The sequence below is a fragment of the Streptomyces sp. NRRL S-920 genome, from assembly GCF_000717945.1.
Taxonomy (GTDB): Bacteria; Actinomycetota; Actinomycetes; order Streptomycetales; family Streptomycetaceae; genus Streptomyces; species Streptomyces alboniger.
On record NZ_JODF01000030.1, the window covers coordinates 25,393 to 42,637 of the forward strand.

A 17,245-nucleotide genomic window follows, 5' to 3' on the forward strand; every position below is an offset into this window, starting at 1 on the left:
GGTGCGCCACGGGACTTCACAGATCGAGCACCAGCCGCTCGCCGCGCGCCCGCGAGACGCAGATGAGCATGGAGGCGGCCCGCTCGTCGTCCGTGAGCAACTCGTCCCGGTGGTCGATCTCCCCTTCCAGGACGCGCTGTTGGCACGTTCCGCAGAAACCCTGCTCGCAGGAGTACGCCGTGTCCGGCAGCTCGGCGCGGACCGCGGCGAGCACCGTGCTGTCCGCGGCGACCGCCACCGTGCGCCCGCTGCGCCGCAGCTCGACCTCGAAGGCGGCGTCGCCCTCGGTGGAGAGGCGGGGCGAGAACCGCTCCAGATGCAGCGAACACCCGGCGGGCAGCGCGGCGGTGACCGCCTCCATCAGTCCTTCCGGCCCGCATACGTGGACGGCGGCGCCCTCGGCCGCCCCGCCGAGGAAAGCCGCCACGTCCGGCAGCCCGTCCGCGTCCTCGGCGGCGACGGTGACCCGTCCCGCGCGCCCCGCGCCGAGCTTCTCGACCTCGTCGAGGAACGGCATCGTGGCGCGCGAACGCCCTCCGTACAGCAGCCGCCACGGCGCCCCCGAGGCCTCGACGGCCCGCAGCATCGGCAGGATCGGGGTGATCCCGATACCCCCGGCCACGAAGGCGTACGACGGGGCGGTGGCGAGCGGGAAGCGGTTGCGCGGCCCCCGCACCTCGACCTCGGTGCCCTCGCGCAGCTCGTGCACCTCGCGCGAGCCGCCCCTGCCGCCCTGCGCGGCGCTGATCAGCCGGGTCGCGACGGTGTACGAGGAGGAGTCCGCGGGGTCGCCGCAGAGCGAGTACTGCCGTACGAGCCCCGAGGGGAGGACCAGGTCGAGGTGGGCGCCCGGCGTCCATGGCGGCAGGCCCGTGCCCTCCAGACGGAGTTGGACGACCCCTTCGGCGACCCGCTCGTGCCGTGCGACGCGCAGCCGCAGCGCCCGGGAGCGCGGCCGCCCCGAGACCGGCTCCTCCAGGGCGGGCAGCGGCCACAGCGGGGAGGACGCGACGCGGCGGCGCAGGGCCCGCCGGGCGAGCACGGCACCGCCCGCGACGAGGGCGAGGGTGCGGACGCGGGGCATGTCAGAGGCCCCCGTTCGACCGGTGGGCGGCGGCCTTCTCGGCCGCGGTGGCGGCCGGTGAGGAGGCGAGGTAGGCCAGGGCCTGCTCGGTGCTGCCCTCCTGGGCGGGGTGGTAGCCGCGGCTCAGATAGCGCGGAATGGAGCGGATCATGTCGGCGGTCGTCGGCAGCGTGCCCGCCCGCCCGCTGCGGTGGAGGTCCCTGAGGCTCGCCCTGCCGTGGACGAGCGTAGGGTCGTTCGCCATGAAGAACCGCGTCCCGCGCTGCCAGAGGAAGACCAGGGCGGTGAAGGCGGTCGCCCAGGTCCGCGCGCGGCGCCGGTAGCCGCCGTCGACGTGCAGGAACAGCTCGAAGGCCACGGACCGGTGCTCGACCTCCTCGGCGCCGTGCCAGCGCAGCAGGTCCAGCATGGTCGGGTCGGCGCCCCTGCGGTCCAGCTCCTCGGCGTTGAGGATCCAGTTGCCGAGGAAGGCGGTGTAGTGCTCGATGGCGGCGATCATCGCGACGCGCTCCATCAGCCACCAGTGGCGCGCCCTGCCCGGTGGCAGCGTGCGGTCCCCGAGCAGCTTCTCGAAGAGCCAGTCGACCTGCGCGGTGTACGGCGTCGGGTCGAGGCCCCGCTCCTTGAGGTGCGGCAGGACCTCGTCGTGTGCCTGCGCGTGCGTCGCCTCCTGGCCGATGAACCCGATGACGTCCTCGCGCAGCCGCTCGTCCTTGATGTACGGCAGGACCTGTTTGTAGACGTGCACGAACCAGCGCTCCCCGGCGGGCAGCAGCAGATGCAGCACGTTGATGGTGTGCGTGGTGAACGGGTCGCCCGGGAGCCAGTGGAGCGGGGTGTCCTCCCAGGAGAAGGAGACGTTGCGAGCCTTGAGCGGTATTCGCTCGGACGCCGTGTTAGACATGGCGTCAATGTACTGATGGGTAGGCCGGGTGGTACAGGGGTGCGCGAAGGGAATCTAGCCCAGCGTCGACACCTTCGTGCCGTCCGCCAGGGTGCCGCTCAGGCGCGCGCGTGCGGTGCGCTCCGTCCTGACCGCGATGACGTTGCCCTGGACCCGGTCGCCGCCGGACGTGGTGAGGGACGCGACGTCCTTGCTGCCCGCGCCCAGGAGGTACCAGTTGCCGCCCTGGGACTTCCACAGGACGCCCGCGAGGACCTTGGGGTCGCGGGCGCCGCACGCGGTGGTGTCCTCGGCCTTGGCGGCCACGGCCCCGGCGGGCTCGCCGGCCGTCTCGAACTGGGCGAAGGACCGGCTGCCGCCGCCCCGCCAGGTCTCGGCCCGCGTGCAGACCCACTGGGCGGCGCCGTTGGCCTCGGGGAGGGTCTGCCGGGCGTACGCCCAGGCGTTCACGGACCGCACGCCGTTGGAGCGCACCGACGCGAGGGAGCAGGCGGCCTTCGCCCAGTCCGCGGGACCGGCCTCGCGCGGCGCCTCGGGGCGGCCCGCGGTCAGCCGGGCGGGAGTCAGCTCGCCGAGGTCGGTCGAGGTCCCCACCACACCGGTGGCGTCGCGCAGCCGCAGCGCGTTCCAGGAGGTGCACCGCCCGGTCGGCGCGGGGCCGGCGAACGGGTCGGTGACGCCGTCCTTGTCGCGGTGCAGGGGGAGTGCCTTCCCCGCGGGCTTCAGCAGGTCGCGGACCGCGGCGGCCTTGACCCAGGGCGCCGTCAGATAGCGGATGTTGCCGTCCGCGCGGTTGACGACGACGGCGCTCGCCTCGGGGCCGCTCGCGCCGTCCACGCGCGCGAAGTCCAGCGCGGCGCCGCTCGTGCCCTCCTTCGGCTCGGCGTAGCGCACGATGCGCAGCCCGTCGTGGAACAAAACGACGCGCGCGGCGTCGACCTCGCCCGCGAAGAGCAGCTGTGCGGGCCCGGGGGGCGCCCCCGAGGGCGTGCCGGGGGTGGCCGACACCTGGACGGTCTCACCGGGCCTGGCCCAGACGGCGAGGGCGCGGCGCAGCAGCTCCCGGTCGCCGACGAGGTTGCCGCGCGCGGGCCACACGGAGAAGTCGGTGCGGGCGGAACGTTTCCACGCGCTTGCCGTGGCCACCGTCAACTGCCCCGGATCCAGCGCGGCTTGAGCGGCGGGGTTGCGCGCGTACGGGGGAGCGGCGGCGCCGTCGGGCCCCCAGCCCTCGCCGGGCAGCCCGAGGAGCGCCCCGCACACCAGCGTGGCGAGGGCGGCGACCGCGGCGGCCTTCATGTGCTGCCTGCGCCGCATCAGGTCGGTCGGCCTGGCCTGGAGGGAGCAGGGGTCGAACTCGGGGGAGGCGAGCAGGGCGTAGCGCGCCTCGACCTCGTCGGCCTCTTCGAGGGCGTCGTCCGGGTCGTCGCACCCGGCGGCCGTCAGCACCGAGCGCACCCCGACGTCGTCGAGGCCCTCCAGGCCGCGCAGGACGTAGGCGGCGCGGGCGGCGCCCGGCAGCTTGGCCAGGCTCTGGTCGAGGGCGAGTTCGTCGGCGCCGCCCGAACGCGGGAAGAGCCGCAGACCCCGGACCTGGGGCAGCAGCGGGGGCAGCTGCGCCCGCCTGGGCAGGGCCTTCCAGGTCAGCGGCAGCCCGGCGTCCAGGGCGCCGCGCAGGACCTGGAGACGTACGTACGCGTATCCGGGATCCCGCAGGTGTGCGCCGCCCTGCTGCGCGGGGATGGCGGCCGGGGCGCCCGACGTACGGCCGCGCGGCAGGGCGCGCTGCGTGAGGGCGTGGGCGGTCAGGACCCGGCGGTTGCGGCCGAGGCTCGGTGGCAGCACCAGATAGGCCAGCCGGACGAGCCGCGGATAGTGCTCGACGAGGGCGGCCTCGGCCTGCTCCACGTCGAGGACGGGGGCGGGGCCGCTGGCGCTCGGGGACTGCGAAGGCTGAGACTGCACATTCGACGACACGTTCAGCAGAACGAGCGAATCGTCGGTTGGTCACCTCAAGAGGGCACGGGCTCCACGAGGGCGCGGGCGTAATGGGCCATCGAGCGCTGGTAGCGGGGCAGATGGGGAGCGAGGGCGCCGAGTACCAGGGCGAGCCCCTCGCGCTCACGGCCGAGGTTCGCCAGGCACAGCGCCAAAACGGCCCGGACGGCGTCGTCCAGCTCGCTCGGCGGTCCGACCAGTTCCGGTGTGAGCAGGGCGACGCCCTCCTCCGCGCGGCCCATGTTCCGCAGCGAGCTGGCGAGTTGGATGACGGCGCGCTGCTTGCGGTAGCCGCCGAGGCCGCGCTCCAGGGCTTCCTGGTACAGCGGCACGGCGCGGTCGGAGTGCCCGGTGGAGTCGAAGGCGCCGGCCCGTTCGAAGAGGCCGACGGGGTCGCCCTCGGGCAGCTCCGCGGCCAACTCGTCGATCAGCGCGCGGAACTCCGCGGCGCGGTCCTCCTCGTACGCCTCAAGGGAGTTCCAGACCTCGGCCAGCCGCTGTTCCCAGTCCGTGTTCATGACCTCACCTTCGCACACATGTGCCCCACCGGACACGCCTTTACGACCTCACCGCCCATCCGCTGAACTCGGCTGTCCCGCGCCCCTCGTCGCCCCCGTTCGTCGCGCTCATGAACATCCCCACGTCCTGTGCGGCGGCCGCGCCCGGCACGGTCACCGTCGCCACCGTCCGCCAGGTGCCGCCGCCGTCCGTGGAACAGGCGCCCGTGAACGTGCCCCCGGCGCGCGCCAGACGCAGCAGCACAGGCGCCTTGACACCGGTGATCCTCTTGTACGTGTCCAGCGTGCCGTCGCCATTGCTGTCGTACGAGAGCACGACGCCGTTGGCCGGGGTGACGGCGAGGTTCACGAACCCCCGCGAGCCCGGCGTGGCCAGCGCGTCGCGGGCGATGATGCCCGCCCGCGCCCAGGGCCCCGTGGGCGCCTGCGCGTCGACCCGTACCGTCACCGAGACGCCGTCGCGCAGCGCCCCCGCCCGGTAGAGCGTGCCGAACTCGGCGGTGCCCTTCCACAGGTCGGCCCCGCCCCCGTCGATCGCGTACCGCCCGTTCAACTCCCCGAATACGGCCGCGTTGTTCGAGTACCTCTGCCAGTCACCGCCCACCGGCCCCGCCTCGAACAGGGTGCCTTCGTGGACGTGCCGCACCCGCCGCTCGCCCGCCGGCCCGTACCGCACGGCGATCTCGTACGGCAGTGGACGCAGCGGCCGGTCCAGGGGCGTGTCCGGCGCGCTGGCCCGCCAGGTGACCTTGCCCGTGGCCCCGGGGCCCACCCTCGGCAGGGACACCGGTCCCGTCGGCTCCGCCTCGATGCCGGTCAACGCGAAGTCGACGCGGCCGGTGGCGCGCAGCCCGTTGACGTTGCGGAAGGCGGCGCTCACGCGCGCGTGGCCGCCCGGCGGGAAGGCGGGCGGCTCGGCGGTGACCTCCACGGACCCCTGGTAGGGCGCCCGCGCGAGGACGCCGCGCACCCGTGAGGCGACGCGGTACGGATCGCCGACGGGCCGCAGCGGATAGTCCTCGCGCTCCCGCGTCCAGGGCTCCTCCACGGCGAACCAGTCGACCGGCCTCGGCTCGCGCCCCGCGGCCAGCGCGTCCGCCAGCTCGTCGAGCCACCGCTGCCAACGGGGCACGTAGAAGTCGCTCATCAGCCCGTGCCACTCGCGGTTGCCGTACTCGTGGAGCCTGCCGCCGTCGGCCGTGGCGCGCCCGCCCCACACGGTGATCAGCACCTTGGCGGTCCGCTCGAACTCGGCGCGCTCGGCGTCGGTCGTCCCCATCCGCCGGGCGGCCTCGATCCAGGGGCCGAGGAGGAAGGCGGTGTGGGCTCCGGTGACCTCGTCCGAGAGCCGCATCAGCCGCAGCCACAGCGTCGAGAGGGCGCGGAAGGCCTCCTGGTCCTTGCGCCGGTACGCGGCCCGCAGCTGCGGCAGGAGCTGGCGGCCGCGGTGCGCGAGGGCCTGGCGGGCGATGTCCACCAGGTCGTACCGGTAGGCGGCGCTGCCCCGCAGCGCGCCCGCCACGCCGAGCAGCCCGGTGAGCGCGGCGTCGAAGCGGGCCGGGTCGTAGGTCAGGGCGCGCGGCGCGTACTCGGCGGCGCGGTTCGCCGCGAGGTCGGGGCGGGCGGCGAACAGGGAGTCGTGGGGGTCGCTGCGCTCCACGGCGGTGTGCCGGTAGGCGGTGTCGTGCAGCGCCCGCCAGGCGGCGCGCGCGTCCCGGTCCCGCCCGCCGTAGCGGAAGTCCGCGTACGAGGAGAACCACGAGGACCGGTCCATAGGCCCCTTGACCCAGGCCAGTTCGGAGAACAGCTCGAAGGCGGCCGGGTCCCGGTCGGTGGCCTCGGGCATGAAGGCGGTCCCCACCAGCGCGCTGCCCGCCTTGTCGCGCCAGGCGAAGAACCTCTCGTTCCACAGGTGGGTGCGGGCGCCGATCGTCGTGCGTCCGCCGAAGTTGGGGATGGTGCCGAAGGCGTAGGGCGTGGAGCCCCAGTCCTTCTCGCGGTCGGTGACGCCGGTGTACCGGTCCGAGACGCCGTCGACGATCAGCATCCGCTTCTTGTCGACGGCATCGAGCAGCGCGGGCAGCGGATTGGCCTCCCAGCCGAGGATCACCCAGGTCGCGCCGGGCCGCGCGGTGCGCAGGGCCGTCTCCACGCCCCGGGCGGCGGCGGGCACGGGCACGTCACCGGGGGTGCCGCCCTCGTGCAGCAGGTCCATCTTGAACAGGTCGGCGGGGCCGAGGAGTTGCTCCTGGTGGCGGTAGAAGGAGGCGGCGACCTTCGCGAAGGCCGTGGTGCGCGGGTCCAGCCAGTCGGGGCGCTGGAAGCCGTGCCAGATGCCCTGGGGGATCACCCGGGCGTCCCCGCCGTTGCGCTCGACGAAGCCGTCGGGGACGTGACCGTAGTAGCCGGGCAGTACGGGTGCGATGCCGAGCGAGCGCAGCCGGTCGCAGATCCTGCGCCCCAACTCGACGCGGTCGGCGATGAGTTGCTCGCTCAGGGGTCCGCCGTACCCGGAGAGGTTCTGGAGCAGCCACCACGGCTGGTGCGAGGGCGCGGGCAGCCATGCCCTGGCCTCGGCGTCGGAGTAGCCGAACTCCTTCAGGACCCGGTGATAGACGGCCTCGGCTCCCGCCACCACCAGGACTTCGTTGCATCCGTGCAGGGCGAGTACGTCGATCATCCGCTCCCAGTACGTCCAGTCGGCGTACGGGGCGGTGTACCCGTCGTTGGTGTCGTTCAGGGCGAATCGGTGCGGCAGCGAGGTGGACCGCTCCAGCGGCCGCGCGGGGGCGGGCAGCCTGCGCGGCAGGTCCAACTGGCCGCCGTTCCAGGTGATGTGGGCGCCGCAGACGTACTTCAGATACCAGTGGACGCCGGTGAGCAGCACGCCCGGCGTCGTGCCGGACACCTCGATCCGCCCGGTCGCCCCGGTGACCCGGAAGCGGTCCTCGCCTCCGGGTGCGGGGCGGAGTCTGAGCCGGAACTGCTCCGCGTGACGCGGAAGGAGTCTGTTGAGTGCCGAGCGCGCGGAATCCGTATCGAAGACCGGGGCCTTCGCGAGCCCCTCGGTGGCGTGGGCCGACAACGGGATGCCGCCCGCGGCGGCGCCGAGCCCGAGGGCGCCGGCGGCGTTGAGTACGGAACGTCGGGACGGTTCGGACATGTGTACCCCCTGAGGTGAAGGCTGCGGCGCACGGTAGCCGCGCGGCCGACTCTCCTCAAAGGTGCATACGAGACAGGCGAGTTCGGCTCGCCGGAAGTGACGGGTGGGACGATGAAGGCAGCACGGAGCGTGCTACGGGGTGCGGTACGGGGTGTGCTCTCGGGCAGGGGCGCGGGCCTCCTGCTCGCGATGGCGGGATGCGGCGCCATGGTGGGGTGCGGCTCGGGGGATGACGGCACACCGAGCACGGCGAGCGGCAGCCTGGAGCAGCTGGCGGCCAAGGCGAAGTGCAGGGCCGAGATCCAGACGGACGCGGCCGACCTGCGCCAGGCCACCTGTGAGAACGGTTCCCGGCGCTACGTTCTCGTAACCTTTACAAACGCCCGCGGCCAGGCCGAATGGCTCGACGAGGCGGACGACTACGGCGGTACGTACCTCGTCGGCGGCAGCTGGGTCGCGGTCGGTGGCCCCGCCGACATCTCGGCGCTGCGGCAACGGCTGGGCGGGACCGTGGTGGACGCCGCGGGGAAGCACGGCGGGGGCCACCACGGTCACCGCGGGGGATGAGGTGGGGGACGGGGGCCGGCGCGGGCGTCAGGTGCAGCGCTGCCCCGAGTTGATGCAGTCCGCGACGCGCCGCATCAGCCGCTTGTCGAAGACGTTGATGAAGTCGCCGTGGTCGGTGACGGGCTTGTGCAGCTGCTCGGGGAACGAGTCGACGGCGAAGCCGGTCCCCGGCGGCACGTCGTACACCACGCGCTGCACCAGCTGCGGGATGGCCCGGAAGCCCTGGGGACAGGCGCCCGTCCGCTGGTCGGCGAAGGCGACATGGGTGCGGTGGTTGGCGCTGTCGGTGTTCCGCCCGTCCCAGCAGCTCTGGAAGTCGAACCTCCGCACGACCTTGCTGCCCTCGGGGCAGATCGGGTACTTGTCCTTCAGCTGGCGGTTCTCGAATCCGGTGCAGCTCCACGAGGCGTTGGCGTTGGCGTCGCCATTCGTGAACGCCTTGGCGTCACCGGTGATGATGCGCAGGAAACGCGGCATCGCGACGACCTTGCTCCGCGGATTTCCGACGAATTCCAGCGTCACCGACGACGGCGTCTGGATCTCGCCGACGTTCTGGTCCTTTCCGCCGCCGTCCGCCTGGGCGTCGGCCTCGTTCTCGCCGTTCTGAAGCCGCAGGACGGGCCAGTAGTACGTCGACTTGTCGCCCTGGTTGCGGCAGCTGGTCCCGCCGTTCGCGAGGTCGTTGTCGTCGGAGAAGGCGTCCGTCGCCTGGTTGCCCACGTAATCGTGCATATGGTGAGCGCCATTGCTCACGCCGGGCGCGACGATGACGTTGTCGGGATTGAACTTGCCGTTCTCGTTGCGCCCGCACTCCGTGGTGAAGGTGCCCCGGGAGGCGCCGCGCCGGTTGCCCGGGCGGTTGACGTTGGGCTGTACGGACTCGATCTCGACGAAGTCGTTGGCCTGGGGGCCATTGCCACCCTGGCCCTGCTGGCCTTGTTGCCCCTGCTGGCCTTGCTGCCCTTGCTCGCCCTGCTGCCCCTGCTGGCCTTGCTGGGCGGGGGCGTCGACGGCGCGCAGGGTGCAGGGCGCCATGCTGTCGAGGCGCTCGGGCCGTTGCCCCGCCTGGTCCATGGCGTCCGCGATCGCGCCGAGCGTGCCCTGGCGCCGCTCCTCCAGCGGGTCGAGTACGGACTCCTTGTCCCGCGCCGCGCCGAGCTTGTCGTAGGCCCGGGTGATCTGACTGTCGAGTTCCGCGAGCCGGTCGTCGACCTCGCCGCGCGCGCCCTCGGGAACATCCGACAGGCGATTCGCCACATCAGGGCAGCTGATGGTCGAGACAGGCAGGCCGGACGCCTGCGGAGGGGGCTGGTCGGCGCCCTCCCCGGCGTTCGCGTAGACGTTCACGGCGATCAGACCGCCGCCGCCCATGACTACAGCCGCTGACACGGCGACCAGGCGCCGCGCGAGCTTTGATCGTTTTCGTGATGTGCGTCCCATGGGGCTACATACGCATCAGCGGCCCGGCTTGTTCAGCGCCCCTGGTCCAGATAGGCCAGCACGGCGAGCACGCGCCGATTGTCGTCGTCGGAGACCGGAAGGCCGAGCTTCCCGAAGATGTTCGACGTGTGCTTGGCGATCGCCCGCTCGGTGACCACGAGCTGGGACGCGATCGCCGCGTTCGACCGGCCCTGCGCCATGAGTTCGAGCACCTCCCGCTCGCGCGGGGTGAGCGCGCCGAGCGGCTGGTCGCTGGAGCGCCGCGAGAGCAGCTGCTGGATCACCTGGGGGTCCATCGCGGTGCCGCCCGCCGCGACCCGGCGGACCGCGTCGACGAACTGCGCGGCGTCGAAGACCCGGTCCTTCAGGAGATACCCCACGCCCCCGGTCCCGTCGGCGAGCAGCTCGCGCGCGTACAACTGCTCCACGTGCTGCGAGAGGACGAGCACGGGCAGCCCCGGCCGGGCGCGGCGGGCGGCCAGCGCGCATTGCAGGCCCTCGTCCGTGTGGGACGGCGGAAGCCGGACGTCGACGACCGCGACATCCGGCCGCAACTCCGCGAGGGCCTTGCTGAGTTCGGGCCCGCTCTCCACGGCCGCCGCGATCTCGAAGTCGAATGCCTCCAGCATCCGCACCAGACCGTCGCGCAGCAGGAAGAGGTCTTCGGCTAGGACAACGCGCAAGGGATCTCCATGGTCACCATGGTCGGACCGCCCGCGGGGCTGCTGACGGCCAGTACGCCGTCGAATGTACCGAGTCGGCGTTCGATCCCGCTCAGCCCGGAGCCCGCCCCGAGAACGGCGCCGCCCTTGCCGTTGTCGGTGACCGCGATGCGCAGCATGCCGTCGGCGTGGTGCACGTCCACCCAGATGCGGTCGGCGCCCGCGTGCTTGATCACGTTCGTCAGCGACTCGCTCACCGCGAAGTACGCCGCCGACTCGACCGGCGCCTCGACCCGGCCCGGCAGCTCCACGTCGACCTCGGTGGAGACCGGCATCCGCAGGGCGAGAGCCTTCACCGCGTCCCCCAGTCCGCGCTCGGCGAGTACCGGCGGGTGGATGCCGCGCACCAGGTCGCGCAGCTCGGTCAGCGCCTCACCGGAGTCGTGCCGCGCCTTGGCGAGCAGCTGCTTGGCCTTGGCCGGGTCGGTCTCGATGAGCGCCTCGACCGTACCGAGATCCATGCCCATGGCCACCAGACGGGCCTGCGCGCCGTCGTGCAGATCGCGTTCGATGCGGCGCAGCTCGGCGGCGGAGTTGTCCACGGCGTCGTGCCGCGTCTCGGTCAACCGGTCCACGCGATCGGCCAGTCGGCGCTCCCGCATGGCCGCGGTCGGCGCGAGGAACGCACGGGCGAGGAGGAAGTGGGAGCGTACGAGGGAGGTGTTGACGAGCACGCCGAGCACGAAGAAGCCCACCCCGAGCGCCGCCGCCTGGTTCGCGGTGGACTGCGAGGTGACGTGGATCCAGGCGTACCACTCGCCGCCGCCCGCGTTGTGGATGGGCTCCCACACGCCGAGGGCGAGCACCCAGCCGTACAGCATGTACAGCAGCAGCGCGGGCGCGAGGATCGCGACGACGAAGCCCGCGGTCATGTTCACCAGGAGCCACTGGAGGTCGCGCCAGGTCGCCGGGTCCTTCAGCATCAGCGAGCAGCGCTCGACCTGCCCGGTGAGGCCGCGCCGCATCCCGGTGGGGAAGGGGCGGTAGGGCACCGCGATCCGCACGCCGGACCATTCCTCGGCCCGCGCGCGGTGCGCGTCGGCGTACTTGCGTACGCCCGTCAGGACGACCGGGGTGGTGAGGAAGCCGACCCCCAGCAGGAGGAACGCGATCGAGACGACCGAGAACACGAAGAGGACGATCGAGCCCACCAACGAGACGATCGCCAGATAGAGGCCCCGGGCCCCCGCGATCACTGCGTCCTTCAGCCTCGTCATGGCATCCATCCCTCTCGACAAGCACGGCGGCCGTGCGCGTTCCGTGCGCGTTCGGCACCGTCACAGTCTCGCCCGAGGCGCGTGCCCAGGTCATGGGGTCCGCCACCCGAGCGGGGGTGTACCTGACGACACCCCCGGACCTCGCCTTCCGCCTCCCGCGGAGGGGGGCCCGGCGGCTGGGGCGCGAAGCCGCCGGTTCCTACCGTGAGTCCGTCTTATCCGACGCTTACTTACGCGAACTGATGGGGGCGGAACGCCATGAGGCACAACCTCGCGGCACGACTCGGGGTGTGGAGCGCACACCACCGCAAGACGGCCGTACTCGGCTGGCTGGTTCTCGTGGTCCTCGCCACGGTCCTCGGCGGGGCCGGCGGCATGGTCACCGCGTCCGACGAGGAGATGGAGGTCGGCGACTCGGGCCGGGCCGCCACGATCCTGAAGGACGCCGGCGTCGACGAACCCGCGGGCGAACTCGTCATGGTCACCGCGCGAACCCCCGACGGCTGGCGCGACGCGGCGGCCGACCTGTCCAAGGCGCTGAGGGCGACCGGTGACGTGACCGGCCTCCAGAAGCCGCTGCCCTCGCGGGACGGCAAGGACGCGCTGCTCCGCTTCGAGATCAAGGGGCCGTCGGACGAGGCGGCCGACCGCGTCCAGCCGGTCCTCGACGCCGTGACCGATGCCGGGCGCAAGGGCGCCGCCGCCCACGGCATCGTGATCCATCAGTTCGGCGACGCCAGCTCCGAGAAACACCTGTCCGACCTGCTCGCCGACGACCTGAAGCGGGCCGAGTTCACCGCGGTGCCGCTCGCCCTCGGCATCCTCCTGGTCGCCTTCGGCGCGGTGGTCGCCGCCCTGCTCCCGGTCGGCCTCGCGCTCACGGCGTGCGTGGCGGCCTTCGGGCTGCTCTCCCTCGCCAGCCACCAGCTGCACCTGTTCGAGACGACGTACTCCGTCATGTTCCTGATGGGCCTCGCGGTCGGCGTCGACTACTGCCTGTTCTATCTGCGCCGCGAGCGGGACGAGCGGGCGGCCGGGCACGACGCGGACACCGCGCTGCGGATCGCCGCCGCCACCAGCGGGCGTGCCGTCCTCGTCTCGGGTCTGACGGTGATGGTCGCGATGGCGGGCATGTTCCTGTCCGGCCTGCTCCTCTTCAAGGGCTTCGCCGTCGCCACGATCCTGGTGGTGTGCGTGGCGATGCTCGGCTCCGTCACGGTCTTGCCGGCACTGCTCGCCGGGCTCGGCGACCGGGTCGACGCGGGTCGCCTCCCGTTCCTGAGCCGCCGCTCCACGAGCGGGACGAGCGGTGGTGTCGCGGGCAGGCTCCTGCGGCCCGTCCTCGCCCGCCCGAAGTTCTTCGCCGTCGGCGCCACCGTGCTGCTCCTCGCGCTGGCCGCCCCCGCGCTCGGCATGAGGACGGAACAGCTGGGCCTGGAGAAGCAGTTCGGCTCCGACGCCCCGCTCTCCATCTCGTACAAGAGGATCACCGAGGAGTTCCCCGGCGGCCCGGCCCCGGCCCGCGTGGTCGTCGCGGCGGACGACATCGGCGCGCCGCCGGTGCGGGACGCCCTCGACGCCCTGACAAAGAAGGCCGGTGACGGCGCCGAACTCACCGTCCACAAGGCGGCGGACGTCGCCGAGATCGAGGTGCCGCTGCCCGGTGACGGCACCGGTGCCGAGGCGAAGAAGGCGCTGGGGGAACTGCGCGACGACACGGTCCCCGCCGCCTTCGAAGGCGTGGCCGCGACGGCGTACGTGGGCGGGGAACTGGCCTCCTCGGAGGACTTCGGCGACCAGCTCGGCAAGGGCATCGTCCCCGTCTTCGCCTTCATCACCGCCGTGACGTTCCTGCTGATGCTCCTCAGCTTCCGCTCGGTGGTGATCGCGGTGACGTCGATCGCCCTGAACCTGCTCTCCGTGGGCGCGGCGTACGGCGTCATGACCGCCGTCTTCCAGCACGGCTGGGGCGCGGAGCTGATCGGCTCGGAGCGGGTCGGCGCGATCGAGAACTGGATGCCGCTGTTCGTCCTCGTCGTCCTCTTCGGCCTGTCGATGGACTACCACGTGTTCGTGGTCTCCCGGATCCGCGAGTCCCGGGACGGGGGCATGGACAACCGCTCGGCGATCCGCGAGGGCGTCACGCGCACGGCGGGCGCGGTGACGGGCGCGGCCGTGATCATGGTGGCGGTCTTCGCGGTCTTCGGCACGCTGTCCATGCAGGACATGCAGCAGATGGGCGTGGGCCTCGGCGTGGCGGTCCTGCTCGACGCCACGGTGGTCCGCATGATCCTCCTGCCGTCCGTGATGGTGCTGCTGGGGGAGCGCAACTGGCACACGCCGCGCTACCTGAAGTGGCTTCCGCGGATCTCCCACGCGGAGGCGGGACCCACCGCCCCCCTCCACGGCGACTCGTACAACACCAGGGTGCCGAGCGGGCGTTGACGGAACACCGGCACCCGTGAGGTGGCCCCGGCGCCCTGCACCGCGCCGGGGCCACCACCACGTCGTGTCACAGGCCGAGCGCCTTCGCCTCCTTCTCGGGGGCGAGCCCGACGACGGGGCGGTCCGGCCGCTGCGGCGGGATCCCGCCGATGGACTGGAGCCACGTCCAGGTGTCACGCACCGTCTCGGCGACGGGCCGGGCCTTGAGCCCCGCCTCGATCGCCTTCCGCGAGGAGGTGCGGTGCATCGTGTCGTGCAGCTCCCCGGGCGCCAGCCACACCGGCAGCTCCATCCACTGCTCGATGCCCGCCTCCAGCACCGCTTCGGGCGCCGTCCAGCGCAGCTCCGCGTCCGGGCCCGCCACCTCCACGCACGCGTCGAGCAGCTCCCCCATCGTGAACTGCCCCATGGGGCTGACCAGGTTGTACGCGCCGTGCAGTGCCGCCACGGCCGCGTCGAGGACCCACTCCGCGAGGTCGCGCACATCCACGTACTGGATCTCCGAGTCCCGGGGGCCGGGGGCCAGCACCGGGCCACCGCGCGCGACCCGGTTCAGCCACCACGGCAGCCGGCCGATGTTCTCGTAGGGGCCGAGGATCAGCCCCGCCCGCGCGAGCACCGTCCGCTCGGCGCCGAACCCGGCGATCGCGGCCAGCTCGCCGCCCCGCTTGTCCTCCGCGTACGCCGTGGCGTCCGCGTCGGGGTCGCCGTCCACCACGGGGAAGCTCTCGTCCGAGCCCGCCTCCCCGGGGTAGCGGTACACGGAACCGCTGGACACGTACACGTACCGCCCGGCCCGCCCGGCGAGCAGCCGCGCCGCGTCCCGTACGACGTGCGGCGCGGCCGACCAGGTGTCGACCACCACGTCCCACTCGCCGCCGGCGAGCCCCGCGAGGCCCCCCTCGGCCGTGCGGTCGCCGTGGATGACCCGGGCCCCCTCGGGCGCGGCGTGGCGGCCGCGGTGGAAGACGGTCACTTCCCAGCCCCGGGCGAGCGCCGCCTCGGTGACGGCGCGGCCCACGAACTCCGTACCACCCAGCATCAGAAGTCTCATGCGGGTGACTCTGCCCCGGTGGCAGGGGGCGGGGGAACGCATTCTGCTTCCAGCAGAGGGCGGCGGTGCTCAGCGGGATGCCGGCGGCACGTACTTGTATCCCACCCGCCGCACGGTCTGGATGGTCCCGCGGTGCTCGCCGCCGAGCTTGCGCCGCAGCCGCGCGATGTGGACGTCCACGGTGCGGCCGTCGCCGACGTGGCCGTACCCCCACACCGTCGTCACCAACTGGTCCCGGGTGTGCACCCGGTGGGGGTGCGCGACGAGGTGGGCGAGCAGCTCGAACTCCAGGTACGTCAGGTCGAGGGGCCGCCCGTCGACCTCGGCGGCACGCCGCACGGCGTCGACCCTGACCGGGCCGGTGGCGGGCGCGGGCGGCGCCTCGGGCAGCCGGGGATCGGCGGCGACGGGCTCCTGCCCGGCCGGTACGAGGACGAGGTAGCCGACCATCGGCGGCTGGCCCGGCAGGGTGGGCAGGGTGTGCTGGGGCGCGGGCAGCCAAGTGGCGCCCGGCGGCAGGAAGTCGGGGATGTGCGCCACCTCGTCCGGGGCGACGGCCCGCAGGCGCCCCCGGGCGGCGGAGGCCGCGGGGGATGCGGTGGCGGTGGCAGCGGCGGTGAAGGTACGGGAGTTCGCCATGGGGAGTCAGCTCTTTCGCGCGAGATAAGGAGTCGTCGAGAACGAGACGTACGTCGTTACGTCGTGCGCGTCGGGCGAAGGCCGGGGTGAACGGCTTTAGAGGGCCCGCGCGTTCATCGCGCGGCAACACACCCGGTCGAAGTCGTGGTGCTGACGGGAGGGCCAGAAGGGCTCGAGGTCGTCACGACCCGTCGAGGTGTTCTGGTGGCTGCCCATGCCCCCCATTGAATCAGATGACGACGTGGGCGCCCACCGGTATCGGCGGGCGCCCACGTCGGTGGCGGTCATCGCGGGATCAGACCTGGCCGGCCTTCTCCAGGGCGGCGCAGCACGTGTCGACGAGGAGGCGCGTGACGACGTACGGGTCGACGTTCGCGTTCGGGCGGCGGTCCTCGATGTAGCCCTTGCGGTCCTGCTCGACCTGCCAGGGGATGCGGACCGAGGCGCCGCGGTCGGAGACGCCGTAGCTGTACTCGTTCCACGGGGCCGTCTCGTGCAGGCCGGTGAGGCGGTCGTCGATGCCCGCGCCGTAGTTCTTGACGTGGTCCATCGGCTTGGAGCCCTCGCCGAGCGACTCGCAGGCGGTGATGATCGCGTCGTAGCCCTCGCGCATCGCCTTCGTGGAGAAATTGGTGTGCGCGCCCGCGCCGTTCCAGTCGCCCTTGACCGGCTTCGGGTCGAGGGTCGCGGAGACCTTGAAGTCCTCGGCGGTGCGGTAGAGCAGCCAGCGGGCCACCCACAGCTGGTCGGAGACCTCCAGCGGGGCGAGCGGGCCGACCTGGAACTCCCACTGGCCCGGCATGACCTCGGCGTTGATGCCGGAGATGCCGAGACCCGCCTTGAGGCAGTTCTCCAGGTGCGCCTCGACGACGTCACGGCCGAAGATCTCGTCCGAGCCGACGCCGCAGTAGTAGCCGCCCTGCGCCGCGGGGAAGCCGCCGACGGGGAAGCCGAGCGGGCGGTCGCCCTCGAAGAAGGTGTACTCCTGCTCGATGCCGAAGATCGGCTCCTGCGCGGCGAAGCGGGCCTCGACCTCGGCCAGCTCGGCGCGGGTGTTGGACTCGTGCGGCGTCATGTCCGTGTTGAGGACCTCGCACAGGACGAGTACGTCACCGGTGCTGCCGCCGCCGCGGATCGGGTCCGGGCAGGTGAAGACCGGCTTGAGCACGCGGTCGGAGGCGTGGCCCTCGGCCTGGTTCGTGCTGGATCCGTCGAAGCCCCACAGCGGCAGCTCGGCGCCCTTCGCGTCGTCCGTCAGGATCTTCGTCTTGGAACGGAGCTTGGCGGTCGGCGCGGTGCCGTCGATCCAGATGTACTCAGCCTTGAAGGTCACGGGTGCCTCATCCTTAGACGCTCGGTACGGCGCAGAACGTGCGGGTGCTGCGGTGCCGTGGTGATGAGCGGCAGCCTGGCAACCGGCGATTTCCCGACCGTTGCTCCTGTGTGAACCCCGTGTTACCGGAAAACCCCGTGTTACCGGAGCGCGGGTCCTGG

At 72.7% G+C, this 17,245-nt stretch carries 13 protein-coding genes; 2 read left to right on the forward strand and 11 right to left on the reverse strand.

Annotated features, from left to right (window positions below):
* Positions 1 to 16: 16 nt before the first annotated feature.
* From IG54_RS0121640 to IG54_RS0121660, 5 genes are read right to left on the reverse strand one after another with little or no spacing between them, the layout of a single operon-like run.
* Positions 17 to 1,084 carry a PDR/VanB family oxidoreductase gene (locus IG54_RS0121640; RefSeq protein ID WP_030786810.1) on the reverse strand — a complete coding sequence of 356 codons (1,068 nt, stop codon included), beginning with the start codon at positions 1,082 to 1,084 and terminating at the stop codon, positions 17 to 19.
* A gap of 1 nt (position 1,085) precedes the next feature.
* A complete protein-coding gene (locus IG54_RS0121645; protein WP_030786813.1) occupies positions 1,086 to 1,988 on the reverse strand; it encodes a metal-dependent hydrolase in 903 nt (300 codons plus the stop codon).
* Between the two features lie 54 nt (positions 1,989 to 2,042).
* A complete protein-coding gene (locus IG54_RS0121650; RefSeq protein ID WP_030786816.1) occupies positions 2,043 to 3,953 on the reverse strand; it encodes a hypothetical protein in 1,911 nt (636 codons plus the stop codon).
* A gap of 47 nt (positions 3,954 to 4,000) precedes the next feature.
* Positions 4,001 to 4,504: a tetratricopeptide repeat protein gene (locus tag IG54_RS0121655; protein WP_199809571.1), complete on the reverse strand. Its 504-nt coding sequence runs from the start codon at positions 4,502 to 4,504 to the stop codon at positions 4,001 to 4,003.
* 40 nt (positions 4,505 to 4,544) lie between these two features.
* Positions 4,545 to 7,667, reverse strand: coding sequence for an alpha-N-acetylglucosaminidase (locus IG54_RS0121660; RefSeq protein WP_030786822.1), 3,123 nt, complete (start codon positions 7,665 to 7,667; stop codon positions 4,545 to 4,547).
* A gap of 111 nt (positions 7,668 to 7,778) precedes the next feature.
* Between IG54_RS0121660 and IG54_RS0121665 the strand changes: the two genes are divergently transcribed.
* Positions 7,779 to 8,234: a hypothetical protein gene (locus IG54_RS0121665; RefSeq protein ID WP_051819775.1), complete on the forward strand. Its 456-nt coding sequence runs from the start codon at positions 7,779 to 7,781 to the stop codon at positions 8,232 to 8,234.
* 27 nt (positions 8,235 to 8,261) lie between these two features.
* Here IG54_RS0121665 and IG54_RS0121670 read toward each other — a convergent pair whose 3' ends face one another.
* The 3 genes from IG54_RS0121670 to IG54_RS0121680 are packed head-to-tail and all read right to left on the reverse strand — an operon-like array spanning position 8,262 to position 11,622.
* Entirely contained in the window at positions 8,262 to 9,674 is a 1,413-nt protein-coding gene (locus IG54_RS0121670; RefSeq protein WP_030786828.1) for a DUF1996 domain-containing protein, read from the reverse strand.
* Positions 9,675 to 9,706: 32 nt separating this feature from the next.
* Positions 9,707 to 10,357: a LuxR C-terminal-related transcriptional regulator gene (locus tag IG54_RS0121675; protein ID WP_030786831.1), complete on the reverse strand. Its 651-nt coding sequence runs from the start codon at positions 10,355 to 10,357 to the stop codon at positions 9,707 to 9,709.
* The gene (locus IG54_RS0121680; RefSeq protein ID WP_030786834.1) at positions 10,342 to 11,622 is read right to left on the reverse strand and encodes a sensor histidine kinase; all 1,281 of its coding nucleotides are present in this window, start codon (positions 11,620 to 11,622) and stop codon (positions 10,342 to 10,344) included. Before IG54_RS0121680 ends, IG54_RS0121675 begins: the two co-directional genes overlap by 16 nt.
* Before the next feature lie 249 nt (positions 11,623 to 11,871).
* Between IG54_RS0121680 and IG54_RS0121685 the strand changes: the two genes are divergently transcribed.
* Positions 11,872 to 14,058: an MMPL family transporter gene (locus IG54_RS0121685; protein ID WP_199809572.1), complete on the forward strand. Its 2,187-nt coding sequence runs from the start codon at positions 11,872 to 11,874 to the stop codon at positions 14,056 to 14,058.
* Positions 14,059 to 14,125: 67 nt separating this feature from the next.
* On the opposite strand, the gene IG54_RS0121690 is transcribed toward IG54_RS0121685, so the two are convergent.
* From IG54_RS0121690 to glnII, 3 genes are all read right to left on the reverse strand, one after another.
* A complete protein-coding gene (locus tag IG54_RS0121690) occupies positions 14,126 to 15,112 on the reverse strand; it encodes an NAD-dependent epimerase/dehydratase family protein (protein ID WP_078594358.1) in 987 nt (328 codons plus the stop codon).
* A 69-nt stretch (positions 15,113 to 15,181) separates the two neighbouring features.
* The gene (locus IG54_RS0121695) at positions 15,182 to 15,751 is read right to left on the reverse strand and encodes a winged helix-turn-helix domain-containing protein (protein ID WP_030786843.1); all 570 of its coding nucleotides are present in this window, start codon (positions 15,749 to 15,751) and stop codon (positions 15,182 to 15,184) included.
* Between the two features lie 295 nt (positions 15,752 to 16,046).
* Positions 16,047 to 17,084 (reverse strand): glutamine synthetase, encoded by a 1,038-nt coding sequence (glnII, locus tag IG54_RS0121705; RefSeq protein WP_030786845.1) that lies wholly within the window; start codon positions 17,082 to 17,084, stop codon positions 16,047 to 16,049.
* Positions 17,085 to 17,245 lie beyond the last annotated feature (161 nt).